This is a genomic window from Trinickia symbiotica (assembly GCF_002934455.1).
Taxonomy (GTDB): domain Bacteria; phylum Pseudomonadota; class Gammaproteobacteria; order Burkholderiales; family Burkholderiaceae; genus Trinickia; species Trinickia symbiotica.
Window position 1 is genome coordinate 14262 of sequence record NZ_PTIR01000019.1, and the last position, 17385, is coordinate 31646.

Consider the following 17385-nt stretch of genomic DNA (forward strand, 5'->3'; position numbering starts at 1 on the left):
GGTTTGCCATCCAAGCGGCCCGACCGTACCGATATTTATGCGAACCACCGTATCGGTACCGTACCGGTCCAACGGATAGACTGCGGTCATCCGATCATCGACAAAGACGAGCCGCCAATGTCTCCCACTGTTTATGCCGCACTGCCCGCAGCAATGACATTCGCGCTCGTGATGTCGATCACCCCCGGCCCGAACAACACGATGCTGTTGGCGTCCGGCGTCAACTTCGGCTTTCGCAGGACATTGCCGCATATGGCCGGAATCACTTTCGGCTGCACGGTGATGATGGTGGCGATCGGGCTCGGGCTGGGCCAGCTGTTTGAGCGCGTGCCTGGTCTTTACGCCGCGCTCGAGGCGGCAAGCGTCGCCTACCTGCTTTATCTCGCGTGGAAGATTGCGACGTCGCGCTCATTGTCGGTCTCGAACGCCAACCAGCGGCCGATGACGTTCCTTCAGGCGGCAGCGTTTCAATGGGTGAACCCCAAGGCCTGGATGATGGCGCTGACGGGCGTGACGGCGTTTCGGCTCAACGACGATCTGCTCATCAATGCAGTCTCGCTGGCGGTTGCCTTTGCGATCGTGAATTTGCCGAGCGTCTCCGTCTGGGCCGCGTTTGGCGTCGCAGTCCGGCGACTGTTGTCGAGTTCAGCGGTTTTGCGCGCTTTCAACTGGACAATGGCGGCGTTGTTGGTGGCGTCGATCCTGCCCACGCTCAAGCATGGCTTGCAATCGCTGTAACGGCCGCGGCCAGCGGTCGGGCGTGTCCGCAAAACTGTTTTAACGAATGGGGACTACTTGTCGCTGACCGATACCGACAACGCCGTCAAGCCGAATAAGCCCTACATGACAACGCCGCTGGCAATGTTGGACCAGACAATTACGGCGAAATGCGTCGGAATTGGGCAACGATTGCGAACAATCCGACAAATCGGCCTGCTCCAGACGCCATTGTTGCGAAATCCAAAATTGTGTTTCTCGTGATATGGCGATGGTTCTTACCGCTTCGGGCGAATACATTAAGGGGGCTCGTTTCAAGGAACAGAAATGAGGACCAAAAAATCCCCCGCTCCCGATCTTAGTCGCGTCCAGATCCAGATTCTCGAACAGTCTGAAAACACGCTCGTCATTCGCTGGGTAGAACCGGGCCGCTGCCATTACGGTGAGCAGCGCTGGCGCCGTCGCTCGGCCAATGCTTCGGGAACCTGCATCGTTTCACGTCGAGCGATTCGACGTGGAGATGCGGTGTTCCGGCCCGCTGAGCGTCCGGCGCCGGCCAACGCGGCAGCCATGATTTCCGTCGAGGCCTTCGAGGGATTGCAGAAGAAGTAAGCGCACCGTTCCATCGATTGGGTCACCCGACCTCCTTCGTTCGTCGTTCGTGCTTTCGATCGGTTGACGGAAACCGACGTCTTTCTACCGTCGTAACGTCCGGTAAAACGATCCAAATCGAATCCGCCGGATCGTAATTGGGCCTTAAGGTTGCTGCACTATCCTTTTGTCACCGCAACCGCTGCTCATCGCCGTGAGCAGTCGCATCAGCGACCTGGAGGCATGATCATGAATTTCGCTATTCGAACCGGCATCATTTGCGCAGCGCTTCTCGCACCTGTCGTCACATTTGCGCAGCAGTCGAACCAACCCGTCACGCGTGCACAAGTACGCGACGACCTGCAACGTCTGGAGCAAGCGGGTTACAACCCCGCGGTGGGTGAAGACCCGCGATATCCGAACGACATTCAGGCCGCCGAGAGTCGCGCGGCGCAGACCAATACCGGAATCGGCGGCGCGGCGCCCAGTGCAACGCAGTCGGGCAATCAAGCTATGCCGCTGCCGACAGAAAGACCGGCCAGGCCCGCGGCAGAGTGGCCGCAACCGTTGGGCGGTCAGTAGCACGTAGCCGAACACTTCCCTCGAGCGGCGAGCCTTACGATCAAAGCACGGTGGCGTGCTCGCCGCTCCGCACCGCGATGGCGAACCGCCCGTGCGCGTAATCGCGACACCCGACTGCGTTTCGCTGCATCTCGTTCGTATCTCTCCCTGTTGCCCGTCGTCTTTTCGATTGCAGCTGTCTTCGAGTGACGGAGTCAATGCTAGGCCGCGATACGTCCGGCAGGTGAAACGGTAATGTGGATGATGTAACGGCTCGTAACGCCAGCCCTTTGCGCTAACAACCTATAACAATACGTAGGGCGTTTCTCGACCGGACCACGCTATGCTGGCTCCGCATGCACCGACAGATGAAGCGACTTGTCGCAACGCTTGCATCGGGTGCGCAGTGTTATGTGCTCGAGCGCCTGTTATGCCTTGCGACCGACTAGAACCAGGACTGCTCCGCAGTCCGGCGACGGAACCCCGATTATGAAACTTGATTCCGCCACCTTCCGGCAACTGCGCCGCCTTGCTCCAATCCTCGACGACGTGCTCAACGCGAAGGAGATCGAGCACGCCGAGCAGGCCGTGAATCTGGAGGCGCTCGCAACGCTTTGCGCCCAACTCTTCGACGCTTATCGCTGTCTGCATCCGCAAGAGATCGAGCGAGCGCAGCTCGAATCGCCTTAGCGACGATCACTCGGACGATGCCGAAGCGACGCGCTTCGTGTCGTCGCGCGTGAAATGCTGGATCGCGACGACAACGGCCATCGCGGCCAGAATGGCCAGCGATGCGGAAATGCGATCGAGCGAGAGCCCGCCTTCGGCATGCGGCTTCGTGAGCGTATCGCCCAACGTTGCGCCGAGTGGCCGCGTCAGCACGTACGCCGCCCAAAACAGCACGGCGGTCGGGATACGCTTCGACAGCCTCCATGTCAGCGCGACGATCAGGAGCAGTCCCCCGAACACGAGCGCGCCACGCTCGAAACCAAGCCCGAGGCTCGTCGCGGTGAAGTCGCCCAGCGCGGTACCCAGCGTGTTCGATACGAGAATCGTGACCCAATAGAACACTTCATCGCGAGGGCGCAGAATATGCTGATATTCGATGCGCCCAGCCGTCAGGCGCCAGACCGCGAGGATCACGAGCACCGCCACGAGCAGGATCGCCGAAGACAGGACATAGCCAAAACCCGCTGTCCGATCGAAGAAATCCGACGTCGTGGTACCGACCGTCGTCGTGGCGATGACGACCGCCCAGTAGATAGCCGGATGGTATTGCTTGGCGCGAATCTGCAAGCCAAGCGTGACGACGAAAAACGCAAGAAAAACGAGCGTCGCGGTGGCATAGCCAAGCTTCAGCGTCATCGACAACGCATCGCCGCCGGTCTCGCCGACCGTCGTGGCCAGGATCTTGACGAGCCAGAATACGGCCGTCGCCTGGGGGACCTTACTAGCCCACTCCTCTGCCTCTTGAGCAACTATCGATGTCTGTTCGGCCATTGGTGTTCTCCTTTGAAATGCAGGTAGACGTTGACACCGGCTATTTTGCCGAAACGACATTAAGGCTTCCTTATCTCCTCAGATGCAAAAAGGGAGGTGCGCCCCAATTCGGCGCGCACCTCCCATGGGCCGTCCGACCGGCCGCGATCCACCGCAGCGTTACTTCGCGTCGGCAAGCCAGCCATTCACCTCGTCGCCATGCGCCGCGATCCACTTGCTCGCGGCCGCGTCCGGCTTCGCGCCGTTTTCCGTCTCCAGCATCACGCTCTCGATCTGCCCAGGCTGCCATTGGAACTTCTTGAGGAATGCCACGACCGCGGGGGCCTTCTTCTCGAGCTCGGGATTGATCACGTTGTCGACGTGCTCCGATTCGCCGAAGATCTTCTTGGGATCGTCGAGGAATTTGAGTTTCCACTTCGCGAGCATCCAGTGCGGCGCCCAGCCGGTGACGACGATGGGCTTGTTCGCGTGCATGTCGCGCGCGAGCTCGGCCGTCATCGCGCTACCCGAACTCGGCATGAGCTGGTAGTCGAGCTTGTAGGCCTTGATCGCATCGGCAGTCTTCATCATGACGCCCGCGCCCGCATCGATGCCGACGATACGGCCACCGAACTCATCCTTTTCCGACTCGAGGTCCGCAATCGTCGTCGCCTTGACGTTGGCGGGCACGACGAGACCGATCTTGGCATTCGTGAAGTTCGCGCCAAGATCGACGACTTTGTCCTTGTATTGGGCCATGTACGCGCCATGCGTGGCAGGCAACCACGCCGAAAGCGTCGCATCGAGGTCGCCGCGCGCGACGCCGCCCCACATCACGCCCGCCGCCACGGGCACGAGCTTGACCGGATAGCCCAGGCGCTTCTCGATGATCTGGCCGGCCACGTTCGACGTCGCCACGCTGTCGTCCCAGCCTTCGACGTAGCCGATCTTGATCGTCGGTTTCGTATCGGCCGCAACGGGTAGTGCGCTCACGAGCGCCGCGCCGGCGGCAAGGGTGAGCATCAATTTCTGCATCAGTTTCATGATCAGGTCTCCTAACGATACTGGAGTGTCTACATTGAGCGGCCAATAATTTTGAAAGAGTTCGCTTTGCGACACGCGCTTGCCTGTAAACGACTTGTGCGATCGATGCGCGCAAAGGAAAGCTGTCTGACCGGGCGGGCTTTGCGTTGCTATTTCTCGATTACAAGGTCGCTGAGCGGCTTGCTGCAGCACAGCAGGACCATGCCTTGGTCGATCTCACGTTGACGGATGCCGCCGTTGTGCTTCATGTCGACCTGCCCCGACACGAGCTTCACCTTGCACGTGCCGCACATGCCCTGCGTGCACGAGGCCGGCAGGCGTAGACCGGCTTGGCGCGCCGCGTCGAGCACGTGCTGGTCGGCCGCGCACTCGATGTCGCGCCGGCTCTTCGCGAACGAGACGGCATAGCGCTCGGCTGACGTCGCCCCCGTGTTCGTCTCCTCCGGTTGCGCCGGCGACGACTGCGGTGGCGACATGGCATCGTCCGCAACGGGCTCCGGCGGTGCGCCGAACGTGAAACTCTCTTCGTGATAATGCGCGTTGTCGAAACCCGCTTCGGCCAGCATCTCGCGCACGGCCTTCATGTAAGGCGCGGGTCCGCACGTGAACACCTCGCGCTCCATGAAGTCGGGCGCAACGAGCTTCAGCAGCGCCAGGTTCAGGAACCCGGTCACGCCATGCCAGTTCGTTCGTTGTCCTATCCGTTCACAGACGAACGACGTGCGAAACCGTTGTTGGTTGGCAGCGATCAGGTCGAGCTCGCGCGCGAAGATGATGTCGTCCGGCGTTCTCGCGCTGTGGACGAACACGATATCGCGGTCCTCGCCGAGCTCGTGAAACGCTCGGCTCATCGACATCAGCGGTGTAATCCCGGAGCCCGCGGAGAGGAACAGATACTTGCCGGCGGGGCGCCGCGCGCAGGTGAACTCGCCCGCGGGCCCGAGCATCCGGACAGTATCGCCCGGGCGCAGATTGTCGTGCAGCCAGTTCGATACCTTGCCGCCTGGCACGCGCTTGACCGTGATCGAAATCGTGTGCGGGCGCGTCGGCGCCGACGAGATCGTATAGCACCGGTTGATCGTCTCGCCCTCGATGTCGAGCTCGAGCGTAACGAACTGTCCTGGCTCGAACGCGAACGAGCGCCCTTCCCGCGACATGAAGAAAAAGCTCTTCACATCGTGCGTCTCCTGCCGGACCTGGCAGCAGACGAGCGTCTCCTCGGCGTCGCTCGTCCAGCGCTCGCCAAGCCGGCTCCAGAACGCGGGCCGCGTGAGCCGGCTCTCTCCGGGCTCCAGGGTTTGCGCGTCTCGCATCATCGAAGTTACCTCTTGATTGACGTTACCGTTGCCGTTACCGATGGCCGTCATACGCCGATATGAGCGCCGAGCCGCCTGATGTACCAATCGCAGAACTTTTCGACGAGCCCTTCGGTAAAGGGCGAATAGGGCCCCGGCTCATAAGCGCTGCTGCCGATGCCGCGCTGCGAGAATTCGACGAGCGTACGGTCCTGATCGTTCGTCGCGTTCCAGACGGCGGTCAGGTTCTCCACGTCGTAGTCGACGCCCTCCACGGCATCCTTGTGCACGAGCCACTTCGTGCGGACGAGCGTTTTGCCGGCCGACAACGGAATCACCGAGAACGCCACGATGTGATCGCTCATGAAGTGATTCCACGAGTTCGGCTGCGTCCAGAACGAGAGTCCGCCGAGGTCCGCCCGCTTGAACTCGCCGAGCAGCTTTTTCGAGGCAACCTTTGCATCGAGCGTCTGCGATTCGCCGCCGCGATCGAGCGGCAGGCGCTGCGTCCGAAAACCGGTCACATCCGAAAGGCGTTCGACCTCGACGGACGGAAGGCTCATCGCTTCCCATTCCGCGGCGCGTTCGACGCAGGCGCGCTCGAAGGCGGCCATCCCCTCCGCGTTCGACGGGGACGGCTGGTAGCCGAAGCCATACTCGTACAGCGAGATCGTCAGCTCGGGGTGGTTCGCGACGCAGTGGTAGCACTCGCGATTGTTCTCCATCGTGAGCTTCCAGTTGCCCTCCTCGACGATGTCGACCTGCGCCGCCACTTTGCAATTGGGCAAATCGTGCGGAAGCAGATACGGCTCCATCGCGGCACGCATCACGTCGAAGTCGGCCGGCGGCTCGTCCGCGAGGCAGATGAAGATGAGTCCGGCGAGGTTCTGCAGGTGCACGGGCTTGAGGCTGTGCTTGCAGCGATCGAACTTCTCGCCCATGTGCTCGGCGAACATCAACGCGCCGGTCAGGTTGTAGGTCCAGCTGTGGTAAGGGCACACGATGTTGCCGACGGTGCCCTTCTCCTCGTTGCAAAGGCGCGCCCCGCGATGGCGGCAGACGTTGTGGAACGCGCGAATCGCCATGTCGTCATCACGCACGATGAGCACGGATTCGCCCGCCACTTCGATCGTCACGTAGTCGCCGGGCTCGGGAATGTCCGGCTCGACGGCCACCTGGATCCAGTGCTTGCGGAAGATCGCATCGATGTCGAGCGCGAAGATCTCCTCGCTCGAATAGAAGGGCGCCTCGAGGCTGTAGCCCTCTTTGCGCCGCTCGACAAGTTGGCGAATGTCTGCGGATACGTTCATTTCTGCTCCGACCTCGTAACGTCCCTGGTTCAAATTCGAGTGCTCGACGTGCCGGCCCTGGGGCCGCGGCATCAGTAGTCCACGAGTCGATGCTCGCGCAAATAGTCGAGGATGACTTGCGCTTTTTCGACCGAAGTTCCTTCAATTACGACGTTTCCGCCGCGGCTCTCGGTTGTCGTGGCCATCAGCATCCGGGCGTGACCCGAGCGCTTCTCCGCCGCCACGAGTTTGATCGGCTTGCGTTGCGCGGGCGCGACGCGCCATTCGGCGGCCTCGATATCGCGGCGCGCCGGCTTGGCCTCGGGGACGATGGCGCCGTCGGGTATTCGCGCATAGGCGTAGCGAGGCTGTGCGCTCGCCTGCGGGTGGACGGCGACGACCGCGGGCAACGCGGCCTGGACACGGCGGCGCACTCCCTTCGGCATGAACTGCGTGATGGTGGCGCGCTGGCTTTCGACCGTGATGTCGAGAGCCGAATCGATCAACGCGTAGCCGAGTTCCGCCGCGAGGCGATAGGGGAGCATCCCCGAATCGTAGGCGCCCTCCGCGCGCGTGCCGGTGAGAACGAGCGATGTTCCACGCAGGCGTCTTGCCAGCGCTTCCGACGCATCGTCGCCCTCGCGGCACTCGAGCACTTCGATGCGCTCGGCGCCGAGCGCCAGATAGTCCTGAAGCGCCGGGTCCGCCGCGTCGCCCGCGTGCAACACGTCGAGTGCGGCGTCGTGCGCGCGCGCGAGCCGCCGTCCGATTTCGAGCGCGAGCGCGTCGTTTCGGCTGTAGCACGACGCTGCGCTGACGCGGTGTTTCCCGACCGAAACCAGTACCGCGATTCGTCGGAGCCTTTCGGTTGCGCTCATGCCGCGACTCCTTCCGTCAGTTTCTTGCTACCGTGTGCGGGCGGTTCGCCCCCGGACACGCCCGCCGCACGGGCGGAGGACACCGCTTCGGTCAGCGCCGCGATCGTCTCTCGCGCATCGCCGACGATCGTCAAGTTCGCGCGCTTCGCGATCGGCGCGCTCGCGTCGAGGTTGACCGCTATGACATGGCGGCAATCCTTGATCCCTTGCAGGTGCTGAACCGCGCCCGAAATGCCCAAGGCGATATAGACACTCGCATTGACGGTCTTGCCGGTCGCGCCAACTTGCTTGTCGCGCGTGAAATGCCCGTTGTCGACGGCGACGCGGCTCGCGCCGATCGCCGCGCCGAGCGTGCGCGCCAAGCCCTCGAACGCGGCGATATCGGTGACGCCGTTGCCGGCCGAGACGATGAAATCCGCTTCCTCGAGCGCGACGTCGGCGGCATCGAGCTGACTCGTGCCGAGATCTCTATACGGCCTCGAATCGATCCGCCCGTCGGCAGCACCGGCTTCCTTCGCGTCCGACACATCGATCGATTCGCCCGCGCCCGTGAACGGCAGCTTGGCCGATACAGCATCAGGCGCGAGAAGGATGACATCGGGCCATGCCCGCGTCGCGTATTTCCTGCCCGCGTCGACGTAGGTGCCGACATGCTCGGCGTCGATCTCGACAACGTGGGTTGCGATGCTCGCGCGCTTGAGCGCCGCGTACCGCCGGCCGAGATCGCCATCGCCGGTCGCGTTGTCGGGCATGAGGATATGCGCCGGCTTCCATTGGTCAACGCAACGATCAAGTGCCTCGAGCTCACGATCGGGCGCGAACGCCGGGCGTCCGAGCGCGCGGAACTCGATGAGCTTGTCCGCGCCGAGCTCCGCGGCGTCGTCGCTCAGCTCGCCGAAAACCACGAGGACGACTTCGGTGCGCGCGTCGGCGACGATCGCCGCCGCGGCGATGGCCTGCCGTGCCGGTTCATCGAGCGCGCCGCGATCGCTATGGGCCGCGACCAGCAAGACGCGCTCCGGATTGACGATGGCACGGCGCGGCTTCGCGTTCGCCTGCCCATGGATTGGCAGCGGCAGCACGCCGTCGACCGGTGCCCCCGCGACGAATTGCTCGCCGAGCGTGATCCGCTTGAGTCCCGAGCGGGTGACCGTGAAGGGCCTGCGCGGGTCGATTCGCTTGATCGTATTCATCGCGCTTACTCCAGTGCGGCCGCCACGAGCTCGGCGACATCGAGTACTTCGGGCCTCGGCCCGACGACGCCTTCGAGCATCGCGGTACAGTTCGGGCAGCCGACCGCGACGACTTCGGCACCGATCGCCCGCGCATCGGCCATGCGGATATCGGGAATCCGCGCTTTGCCCGGGATGTCGGTCAACGGCGCACCGCCACCGCCGCCGCAGCAGCGCCCGCGCATGCCGTGGCGCTCCATTTCGACGACCTTGATGCCGATCGACTTCAACGCGCGCCGCGGCGCTTCCGTTTCGCCGTTGTAGCGGCCCAGGTAGCAAGGATCGTGATAGGTGATGCGCTTATCCGACAGCGCGGCGGATGCCTTCGCCGAAAGCTTGCCTTTCTCGACGAGTTCAGCGATGAGTGAAGTATGGTGCTGCACGGTGTATTGCCTGCCGAGCGCGCGATATTCGTTGCGCAAGCTGTGCATCACGTGGGGATCGGCCGTCACGATCCGCTTGAAGCTCAGCGTGTCGAGCGTCGAGATCAGACGCTTCGCCATGCGCTGGAACGTCGCTTCGTCGCCGAGACGCCGCGCCACGTCGCCTGTATCGGTCTCGCGCCCGCCGAGCACCGCATAGTCGACGCCGGCCTCGTTGAGAATCTTGACGAGTGCTCGGAGCGTGCGCTGATAGCGCATATCGAACGCGCCTTCGCCGGCAACCAGCAGGATGTCTACCGTCTGCCCAGGCGCGGCGACACGCGCGTTCAGGTCGACCGCCCAGTCATAGCGCGCCGCAATGTCGTAGCCACCCGCGCTGCCCGTCTCGCGCAGGTTCGCGAGCACTTCGGGCGCTTTGCCAGGCAAGTCGCCCTCCGTCAGCGTGCGGTTGCGGCGCATATCGACGATCGCATCCACGTGCTCGATCAGCATCGGGCACTCCTGCACGCAAGCGCGGCAAGTCGTGCACGACCAGAGCGTATCGGCTTCGATCAACGCCGAGACGATCGGCAAGTCCGGCTTGCCGCCGTGCTTGCCGAGCGGAATGCCGGGGCTCGGGCTGCCGGCGTACTGGGCATCGGTACCGCCGACCATCCCGGTCACGAGGTCCTGGATCAACTTCTTGGGGTTCAGCGGTTGGCCCGCGGCGAACGCGGGGCAAGCCGCCTCGCACTTGCCGCATTGCACGCAGGCGTCGAAGCTCAGCAACTGATTCCAGCGGAAGGTAGCCGGCGTCGCGACACCGTATTCGTGCGCCTGCAGATCGGGCGTCTTCAGTGCCGTCGGCGGGAACGCCTCGGCATCGCCCGCGCCGAAACGCTCACGCCGCGGATGGAAGGCGAGATGCATCAGGCCCGCCAACGCGTGCTTCATCGGGCCGCCCCGCGCCGCACCGAACGTCATGGCAAATGCGCCCGTCGCGATCAGCAGAGCGATGACGACGGCGAGCGCGCCCGACGTCGCCGCTGCCGGCAACAACGTCAGCAGCGCCAGGCCGATGGCGAACGAGCCGAGCAACCAGGGAAGCGTATTCCACGGGCCACGCGAGAGCCTCGCGGGAATCGCGCTCGCATCGCGCCGGCGGCGCCAGACGAACACGACGCCGACGAGCATCGCCAGCGCGGCGACGGCGATCAGCCGATCGAGCCACGGCGAATAGATCGCCAGCCCATAGTTGACGAAGACGAGCGCCAGCGCGGCGATTGCGCCACCGGCCGTCGCCACGTGCGTGCGGGCGATATACGGATCACGCGCGACGACATGGTGAAGGTCGACGAAATATCGCTTCGGGATCCTCAACAAGTCGGTCCAGCCGTACATGCCGGCCGGCGTGGCGCGTCCGAGACGCCAGTACGACGCGCGGCGCGCGAGTGCGTAAGCGAGGCCTGCCATCGACAGCCAGAGCAGCCCCGTGATCATGAACGCCGGGCTCATGATTAGAAGTCCTTACAAAGACGAAGCGAGTCGTAGATCGCGCCGTGGATGTTGTGCATCGAGATGCAATCGCCGACGCGGAAGAGCAGGAAGCGGCCGTTGCCAAGCGTTTCGGCAAGGCACGGCTGCGGTTCGGCCGCGAACAGCTTGTGAACATCGACCTGGCCGCGATTCAACGATTCCACCTTGAGCTTCCAGTAGAGCGCGTCGTTCGGCGTCGAGCCGTTCTCGATCACGACCTGATCGACGGCGCGCTCCTCCAGTTCTTCCGTATACTCGTTGCGCAGCACCGCGATCTTCTTGCCGTCTTCCTCGTACACGCGGTCGAGCCAGTAGTTCGGTGTATGGATCACGCCTTGCGCATAGAGGCGCCGGTAGAAGATCGGGAAGGTCGTACCGCCGCAGTCGTCCGCCACCTTCACGTCGGGCGTCACGATCTCGACCTTGGAGCCGCGGCTCGCGATAAAGTCGGCTACGCCCGCGCCCGCGTGGGTACTGACGCCGTCGTAGACGAGCACGTTCTGCTTGAGTTCGACGCGGCCCGACAGCACGTCCCATGAGCTGACCGCGAGCCCGTCGGCGACACCCCATGCGGGCACCTGATCGGAGAATGCACGGCCGCCGGTGGCGAGCACGATGATGTCCGGCTTCTCGGCCATGATCGTCTTGTCGTCGGCTTCCACGCCGAGACGCCGATCGACGCCAAGGCGTTTCGTTTCCATATCGAACCAGCGCACGATGCCCGCCATTTGCTCGCGCTGCGGTGCCTTCGAGGCGAGCATGATCTGCCCCCCGACTTCCGTGCTCTTTTCGAAGAGGACGACGTCGTGCCCACGCGAACGCGCGACGCGCGCCGCTTCGAGGCCCGCGGGGCCCGCGCCGACGACGACGACTTTACGTTTCGGCCCGCGCGATTTCTCGATCACGTGAGGCATCGTCGCCTCGCGCGAAGTCGCGGCGTTTTGCACGCAGAGCACGTCGAGCCCGTTGTACTGGCGATCGATGCAGTAGTTGGCCCCGACGCACTGCTTGATCTCGTCTTCGCGACCGTCCCGGATCTTGATGACCATGTGCGGATCGGCGATCTGCGCGCGCGTCATGCCGACGAGGTCGATCATGCCGCTTGCGAGCAGCCGCTCGGCCTGCCCTGCATCGCGAATGCTCTGCGCATGCATCACCGGAAGCTTGACGACGGACTTGATGCCCGCCGCCAGATGCACGAATGGCTCGGGCGGCAGTGCCATCGGGGGCATGCAGTTCGCGAGCGTGTTGTGCGTGTCGGCTCCGGAACCGATGACGCCGAGGTAATCGATGAGTCCCGTTTCGGACATCGCTTGCGCGATTTCCTTCAACTGATCGTGATCGAGACCATCTTCATGGAACTCGTCGCCGCACATGCGCAAGCCCACGACGAAGTCCTTGCCGACGGCCTCGCGCACCGCCTGCAGCACCTCGACGCCGAACCGCAGCCGGTTTTGCAAACTGCCGCCCCACTCGTCCGTGCGGAAATTCGTGCGCGGGCTCCAGAACTGGTCGATCAGGTGCTGGTGCGCGGCCGAGATCTCGATACCGTCCATGCCGGCTTGCTGCACGCGCTTGGCCGCCGCGGCGAAGTCGCCGATGATGCGGCGGATCTCCTCGACCTCGATGATCTTCGCGTTGCCGCGGTGCACGGGCTCCCGCACGCCCGACGGCGACATCAGATGGGGCCAATGCTCGCCATGAAATGCGGAGCGGCGGCCCATGTGCGTCGCCTGGATCATGATCTTCGCGCCGTGACGATGCATGGCTTCGGCGAGGCGCGATAGCGGATCGATGATCTTGTCGGTCGAGAGATTGACCGATTTCCACCAGCCCTGCGGGCTATCGATCGAGACGGGGCTCGAGCCGCCGCATACCGCGAGGCCTACGCCGCCCTTCGCCTTTTCCTCGTAGTAGCGGATATAGCGATCGCCGGGCAGCCCGCCCGGCTCCGCATAGACCTCCGCGTGCGCCGTGCTGACGATACGGTTGCGCAGCGTGAGCGTGTTTAACGTCAGCGGCTTGAACAGATTGGGGTAGCGCATCTCGATCGACCTCTAATGCAATTTCCAGGCGCCGTGTCGTGGCGCTCTACGCGCTTTGCAGCTGGCTTTACAGCTATTCCCACGCTCGGCTCAGGCGAGCGGCGAGACCTCGAACACGCAATGATCGTGGCCCTCGGCCGCGCATTGCGTTTCCTTCGATTGTGAACGCGGTCCGCGCGCGCCGGCGCTCGTATCGTTGACCCAGTCCATGGCGCCCGCGAACCAACCGGCGAACATGTAGCAAAGCTTGCCGCGCTTGTCGGGTTGCGCGAGCACGAACGAAGAGTGCCGCAACTCGATACGCGCATGGGCGCGCGACGGATCGGCTTCGATGATCTTGAAGAGCCCCCATCCGCGTTGCGACAGGCGCTTCAGGTAATGCTCGAAGACTGCCATGCCCGAGAGGCCATGCTGCTTCGCTTCCTTGTCGCACCAGTGATAGGCCGATTTGTAGCCCGCGCGATAGAGGATCTCCGCATAGGTTTCGCGGCCCAGCGCCTCCTCGACGGCAACGTGGTTGTTCGTGAAGAAATGGCGCGGCACGTAAAGCATCGGCAGCGCGTCGGTAGTCCAGACGCCCGTCTCGGGATCGACGTCGATCGGCAGTTGCGGTTGCATGAAATGGCCCTGTTGAAGAAACGAATCGGGAAACGTGCGATGCGGCGTCAGGCGCCCCACACTTCGCGGAAGACGCGTACCCAGTTCTCGCCCATGATCTTGCGGATGCGCCCCTCGCTCCAGCCCGCGCGCTCCATCGCGGCGGTCAGGTTCGGGAACTCCCCGATCGTGCGAATGCCTTCCGGGTTGACGACCTTGCCGAAGTTCGTGAGACGCCGATAGCGGCCCTTGTCGTGCGTGAGCCAGTCGAAGAAATCGACGCTATAGCCCTGCGTGAAGTCGGTGCCGATACCGACTGCGTCCTCGCCGACGACGTTGACGACGTAATCGATCGCCTCGATGTAATCGTCGATCGTCGCGTCGATGCCGCGCTTCAAGAACGGGGCGAACATCGTCACGCCGACGAAACCGCCCGCATCCGCGATCTCCTTCAGCTGAGCGTCGCTCTTGTTGCGCGGATGCTCCTTGAGCCCGGATGGCAGGCAGTGCGAATAGCAGACGGGCTTCTTCGAGAATGCGATGGCCTCGGACGACGTATTGCCACCGACGTGCGACAGATCGACCATGATCCCGACGCGGTTCATCTCGGTGATGACTTCACGCCCGAAATCCGAAAGCCCGCCGTCACGCTCGTAGCAGCCGGTGCCGACGAGGTTCTGCGTGTTGTAGCAAAGCTGTACGACGCGAACGCCCATATCCGCGAACGCCTCGATGTAACCGAGGTTGTCCTCAAATGCATGGGCATTCTGAAAACCGAGGATGATGCCCGTCTTGTTCTCTCGCTTGGCTCCCGCGATATCGTCCGTCGTGCGCACGAGCGTCAGGATTTCGCTGTGCGCGCGGATCTGTTGCTTCATCTGCGCAATGTTGTCGACCGTCTTCGCGAAGCTCTCCCAGACGGACACGGTGCAGTTCGCGGCCGTGATGCCGCCTTTGCGCATGTCCTCGAAGACGGATTGATCGAACTTCGAGATGTTGAGGCCGTCGATGATGATGCTGTTCTCGTGCAGAGTGGACATCGCTTGCTCCGGTGCTTAGACGCGTGAGGGATAGATCGGGAAGCGTTCGCAAAGCGCGAATATCTCGCGGCGCACGCGCTGCTCCGTTTCGGCATGGCCGTCCGGGTGATGCGTGAGCGCATCGAGTACCTCGAGAATCAGGCGGCCGATCTGGCTGAATTCCGCCACGCCGAATCCGCGCGAAGTACCGGCCGGCGTGCCGAGGCGAACGCCCGATGTCACGGTCGGCTTTTCCGTGTCGAACGGAATGCCGTTTTTGTTGCAAGTGATGCCCGCCCGCTCGAGCGCGACTTCGACTTGCGTGCCTTTCAGTCCCTTGGGACGCAGATCGACGAGCAAGAGGTGATTGTCGGTGCCGCCCGTGACGAGATCGACGCCGCCCTCACGCAAGACGGCACCGAGCGCCTGTGCGTTTGCGAGCACGCTGTCGATGTACTGCTTGAAGCTGGGTTCGAGCGCCTCGCCGAACGCGACGGCCTTGCCGGCGATCACGTGCATCAGCGGGCCGCCTTGCAGGCCGGGGAACACAGCCGAGTTGATCTTCTTGGCGACGTCTTCGTCGTTCGTCAGCACGAACCCGCCGCGAGGGCCGCGCAGCGTCTTGTGCGTGGTCGATGTCACGACGTGGGCATGCTCGATCGGATTCGGATGACGGCCGGCGGCGATCACGCCCGCGATGTGAGCCATGTCGACCATCAGCTTCGCACCGACGCTATCCGCGATGGCGCGAAAGCGCGCGAAGTCGAGTACGCGCGGGTAGGCCGAGAAGCCGGCGATGATGAGGCTCGGCTTGTGCTCGCGGGCGAGCTCCTCGATTCTGTCGTAGTCGATGCGCATCGTCTCGCGATCGACGCCGTACTGGACAGCGTTGAACCATTTGCCCGACAACGCGGGCTTCGCGCCGTGCGTGAGGTGGCCGCCCGCGTCGAGCGACATGCCGAGAATCGTATCGCCGGGCTTCGCGAGCGCGAGCATGACGGAGCCGTTCGCCTGCGCGCCGGAATGAGGCTGCACATTCGCATAGCCGGCGTTGAAGAGCTTCTTGACGCGCTCGATCGCGAGCGCTTCGACTTCGTCGACGAACTCGCAGCCGCCGTAGTAGCGTTTGCCCGGATAGCCTTCGGCGTATTTGTTGGTCAGTACGGAGCCTTGCGCTTCGAGCACCGCGTGAGAAACGATATTCTCCGAGGCAATCAGCTCGACCTGCGATTGCTGGCGCTCCAGTTCCTTCAGGATGGCGCCGCGGACGCGCGCGTCGCGCTCGGCGAGAGTCTGCGTGAAAAACGACTGTGTATTCGACATGACGTTTCCGTAGTGGGGTCCTGCGCAGCGCCGCGCCAGGCTTGGCTTGACTTGTGGCGCCGCCGGCTTTCGTTGACGACGGCTCTATTCTTGTCGTTCGCCTTTGGCGGGGATTGATGAATTCAGACGCGTTCTTTGCCTTTTACGACACATACGTCCGTTTTGGACAAGTCGCCGCCACGCACCACGGCGGCGCCGCTTATGCGCCCAGCGGAAGCGCCTCACGCACGATGGCGGTGCGGCATGCCGCTCCGGCCCTTATGCCGGTTAGGGTTAAGCCGTATGGCATGCTTGTTGCCACGAATCGGACAATGCAAGAGCCGAATCCCCACATCGGCGGCAACACCGAGGATCGAAGGAACGCCCCATGTCAACCGACCGTACCGCGTCGCTCGCGAAGTTCGCGTTTATGGCTCTGCCGAACTTCACGATGATCGCGTTCTCGAACGCGATCGAAGTGCTCAGGATGGCCAACTATCTGAGCGGAGAGACGCTTTATCGCTGGTCGGTCGTCAGCCCCGACGGTGGGCCGGTCACCGCCAGCAACGGGCTTTCGGTCGAGACGGTCCCGGTCAGCTCGCTCGAGCAAGTTCCCGACGTCGTGTTCGTCTGCGGCGGCATCGACGTGCAGCATTCGACGACGCCGGCGCATCTTTCCGAACTGCGCCGCTTCGCGCGCTCGGGCGTCGTGCTGGGCAGCCTCTGCACCGGCACGTATGCGCTTGCGCGGGCCGGGCTGCTCGACGGCTACGCTTGCGCGATCCACTGGGAGAACATGTCCGCGCTGAAAGAAGAGTTCCCTGGAACGCGGTTCTTGAAGGAGCTTTTCGTCATCGATCGCGATCGCGTGACTTGCACGGGAGGCGTCGCGCCGCTCGACATGATGCTGCATCTGATCGCGCCGCGTGTGGGGACGGCGCGCGTGACGCAAATCGCGGAGCAGTTCATCGTCGAGCACGTGCGCGATCCGAAGGCGCAGCAGCGCATGCCGCTCGTGGCTCGGCTCGGCTCGGCGAACAAGTCGCTCTTCGAAGTGATCTCGCTGATGGAGAGCAACATCGAAGAGCCGCTCTCGCGCGAGGAGCTCGCCAGACTGGCGAATATGTCGCAGCGGCAACTGCAACGGCTTTTCCGCGAGCATCTCGGAATGACGCCGACCCACTACTACCTGACGCTACGGTTGCGGCGCGCACGCGAGCTGCTGCTGCAAACCGACATGTCGATCATGCATATCACGATGGCTTGCGGGTTTCAGTCGGCCTGTCATTTCAGCAAGAGCTATCGCGACGCGTTTGGAACCGCGCCGACGCGCGAGCGCCGCAAGCAAGTCGCGCCGCTCGCGACCGGCGGCGTGACGATCGACAAGGGCCTCGCATTCCACGCCTGAGGCCATCGCGCGTCTCTCGCAACACATACG

General features: G+C 63.4%; 16 protein-coding genes. 5 read left to right on the top strand and 11 right to left on the bottom strand.

Features of this window, described 5'->3' with window-relative positions; all coding sequences use genetic code 11:
- Window positions 1-117: 117 nt before the first annotated feature.
- From B0G57_RS23290 to B0G57_RS23305, 4 genes are all read left to right on the top strand, one after another.
- Window positions 118-738: a LysE family translocator gene (locus tag B0G57_RS23290; protein WP_018442203.1), complete on the top strand. Its 621-nt coding sequence runs from the start codon at window positions 118-120 to the stop codon at window positions 736-738.
- A 306-nt stretch (window positions 739-1044) separates the two neighbouring features.
- Window positions 1045-1329 (top strand): DUF3331 domain-containing protein, encoded by a 285-nt coding sequence (locus tag B0G57_RS23295; protein ID WP_035469080.1) that lies wholly within the window; start codon window positions 1045-1047, stop codon window positions 1327-1329.
- A 228-nt stretch (window positions 1330-1557) separates the two neighbouring features.
- A complete protein-coding gene (locus B0G57_RS23300; protein ID WP_051090081.1) occupies window positions 1558-1890 on the top strand; it encodes a DUF4148 domain-containing protein in 333 nt (110 codons plus the stop codon).
- Window positions 1891-2358: 468 nt separating this feature from the next.
- A complete protein-coding gene (locus B0G57_RS23305; protein ID WP_018442205.1) occupies window positions 2359-2559 on the top strand; it encodes a hypothetical protein in 201 nt (66 codons plus the stop codon).
- 6 nt (window positions 2560-2565) lie between these two features.
- Here B0G57_RS23305 and B0G57_RS23310 read toward each other — a convergent pair whose 3' ends face one another.
- The 11 genes from B0G57_RS23310 to B0G57_RS23360 form a co-directional block, all read right to left on the bottom strand.
- Complete coding sequence (locus B0G57_RS23310) at window positions 2566-3369, bottom strand: COG4705 family protein (protein WP_018442206.1); 804 nt, start codon at window positions 3367-3369, stop codon at window positions 2566-2568.
- A 159-nt stretch (window positions 3370-3528) separates the two neighbouring features.
- Complete coding sequence (locus tag B0G57_RS23315; protein WP_399278531.1) at window positions 3529-4383, bottom strand: glycine betaine ABC transporter substrate-binding protein; 855 nt, start codon at window positions 4381-4383, stop codon at window positions 3529-3531.
- A 158-nt stretch (window positions 4384-4541) separates the two neighbouring features.
- Window positions 4542-5708, bottom strand: a complete 1167-nt coding sequence (locus B0G57_RS23320) for a hybrid-cluster NAD(P)-dependent oxidoreductase (RefSeq protein WP_026229957.1) — start codon at window positions 5706-5708, stop codon at window positions 4542-4544.
- 47 nt (window positions 5709-5755) lie between these two features.
- Window positions 5756-6997 (bottom strand): aromatic ring-hydroxylating oxygenase subunit alpha, encoded by a 1242-nt coding sequence (locus tag B0G57_RS23325; protein ID WP_026229958.1) that lies wholly within the window; start codon window positions 6995-6997, stop codon window positions 5756-5758.
- 71 nt (window positions 6998-7068) lie between these two features.
- Window positions 7069-7854: a hypothetical protein gene (locus B0G57_RS23330; RefSeq protein WP_018442210.1), complete on the bottom strand. Its 786-nt coding sequence runs from the start codon at window positions 7852-7854 to the stop codon at window positions 7069-7071.
- Window positions 7851-9047: an electron transfer flavoprotein subunit alpha/FixB family protein gene (locus tag B0G57_RS23335; protein ID WP_018442211.1), complete on the bottom strand. Its 1197-nt coding sequence runs from the start codon at window positions 9045-9047 to the stop codon at window positions 7851-7853. Before B0G57_RS23335 ends, B0G57_RS23330 begins: the two co-directional genes overlap by 4 nt.
- A 5-nt stretch (window positions 9048-9052) precedes the next feature.
- Entirely contained in the window at window positions 9053-10963 is a 1911-nt protein-coding gene (locus tag B0G57_RS23340; RefSeq protein WP_018442212.1) for a (Fe-S)-binding protein, read from the bottom strand.
- Between the two features lie 2 nt (window positions 10964-10965).
- Window positions 10966-13029 carry an NADH:flavin oxidoreductase gene (locus B0G57_RS23345; protein WP_018442213.1) on the bottom strand — a complete coding sequence of 688 codons (2064 nt, stop codon included), beginning with the start codon at window positions 13027-13029 and terminating at the stop codon, window positions 10966-10968.
- 90 nt (window positions 13030-13119) lie between these two features.
- Window positions 13120-13647 carry a DUF5943 domain-containing protein gene (locus tag B0G57_RS23350; protein WP_026229959.1) on the bottom strand — a complete coding sequence of 176 codons (528 nt, stop codon included), beginning with the start codon at window positions 13645-13647 and terminating at the stop codon, window positions 13120-13122.
- A 47-nt stretch (window positions 13648-13694) separates the two neighbouring features.
- Entirely contained in the window at window positions 13695-14666 is a 972-nt protein-coding gene (locus tag B0G57_RS23355) for a dipeptidase (protein WP_018442215.1), read from the bottom strand.
- Window positions 14667-14681: 15 nt separating this feature from the next.
- A complete protein-coding gene (locus B0G57_RS23360; protein ID WP_018442216.1) occupies window positions 14682-15968 on the bottom strand; it encodes a serine hydroxymethyltransferase in 1287 nt (428 codons plus the stop codon).
- 367 nt (window positions 15969-16335) lie between these two features.
- Between B0G57_RS23360 and B0G57_RS23370 the strand changes: the two genes are divergently transcribed.
- Window positions 16336-17355, top strand: a complete 1020-nt coding sequence (locus B0G57_RS23370; protein WP_018442217.1) for a GlxA family transcriptional regulator — start codon at window positions 16336-16338, stop codon at window positions 17353-17355.
- Window positions 17356-17385: the final 30 nt, after the last annotated feature.

Excerpts from the sequence above, each read along its gene's own strand:
- B0G57_RS23315 (WP_399278531.1), bottom strand. The coding sequence starts at position 4,383 with ATGCAGAAATTGATGCTCACCCTTGCCGCCGGCGCGGCGCTCGTGAGC.
- B0G57_RS23290 (WP_018442203.1), top strand. The coding sequence starts at position 118 with ATGTCTCCCACTGTTTATGCCGCACTGCCCGCAGCAATGACATTCGCG.
- B0G57_RS23330 (WP_018442210.1), bottom strand. The coding sequence starts at position 7,854 with ATGAGCGCAACCGAAAGGCTCCGACGAATCGCGGTACTGGTTTCGGTC.
- B0G57_RS23355 (WP_018442215.1), bottom strand. The coding sequence starts at position 14,666 with ATGTCCACTCTGCACGAGAACAGCATCATCATCGACGGCCTCAACATC.
- B0G57_RS23295 (WP_035469080.1), top strand. The coding sequence starts at position 1,045 with ATGAGGACCAAAAAATCCCCCGCTCCCGATCTTAGTCGCGTCCAGATC.
- B0G57_RS23350 (WP_026229959.1), bottom strand. The coding sequence starts at position 13,647 with ATGCAACCGCAACTGCCGATCGACGTCGATCCCGAGACGGGCGTCTGG.
- B0G57_RS23305 (WP_018442205.1), top strand. The coding sequence starts at position 2,359 with ATGAAACTTGATTCCGCCACCTTCCGGCAACTGCGCCGCCTTGCTCCA.
- B0G57_RS23320 (WP_026229957.1), bottom strand. The coding sequence starts at position 5,708 with ATGATGCGAGACGCGCAAACCCTGGAGCCCGGAGAGAGCCGGCTCACG.
- B0G57_RS23335 (WP_018442211.1), bottom strand. The coding sequence starts at position 9,047 with ATGAATACGATCAAGCGAATCGACCCGCGCAGGCCCTTCACGGTCACC.
- B0G57_RS23360 (WP_018442216.1), bottom strand. The coding sequence starts at position 15,968 with ATGTCGAATACACAGTCGTTTTTCACGCAGACTCTCGCCGAGCGCGAC.
- B0G57_RS23325 (WP_026229958.1), bottom strand. The coding sequence starts at position 6,997 with ATGAACGTATCCGCAGACATTCGCCAACTTGTCGAGCGGCGCAAAGAG.
- B0G57_RS23340 (WP_018442212.1), bottom strand. The coding sequence starts at position 10,963 with ATGAGCCCGGCGTTCATGATCACGGGGCTGCTCTGGCTGTCGATGGCA.
- B0G57_RS23345 (WP_018442213.1), bottom strand. The coding sequence starts at position 13,029 with ATGCGCTACCCCAATCTGTTCAAGCCGCTGACGTTAAACACGCTCACG.
- B0G57_RS23370 (WP_018442217.1), top strand. The coding sequence starts at position 16,336 with ATGTCAACCGACCGTACCGCGTCGCTCGCGAAGTTCGCGTTTATGGCT.
- B0G57_RS23300 (WP_051090081.1), top strand. The coding sequence starts at position 1,558 with ATGAATTTCGCTATTCGAACCGGCATCATTTGCGCAGCGCTTCTCGCA.
- B0G57_RS23310 (WP_018442206.1), bottom strand. The coding sequence starts at position 3,369 with ATGGCCGAACAGACATCGATAGTTGCTCAAGAGGCAGAGGAGTGGGCT.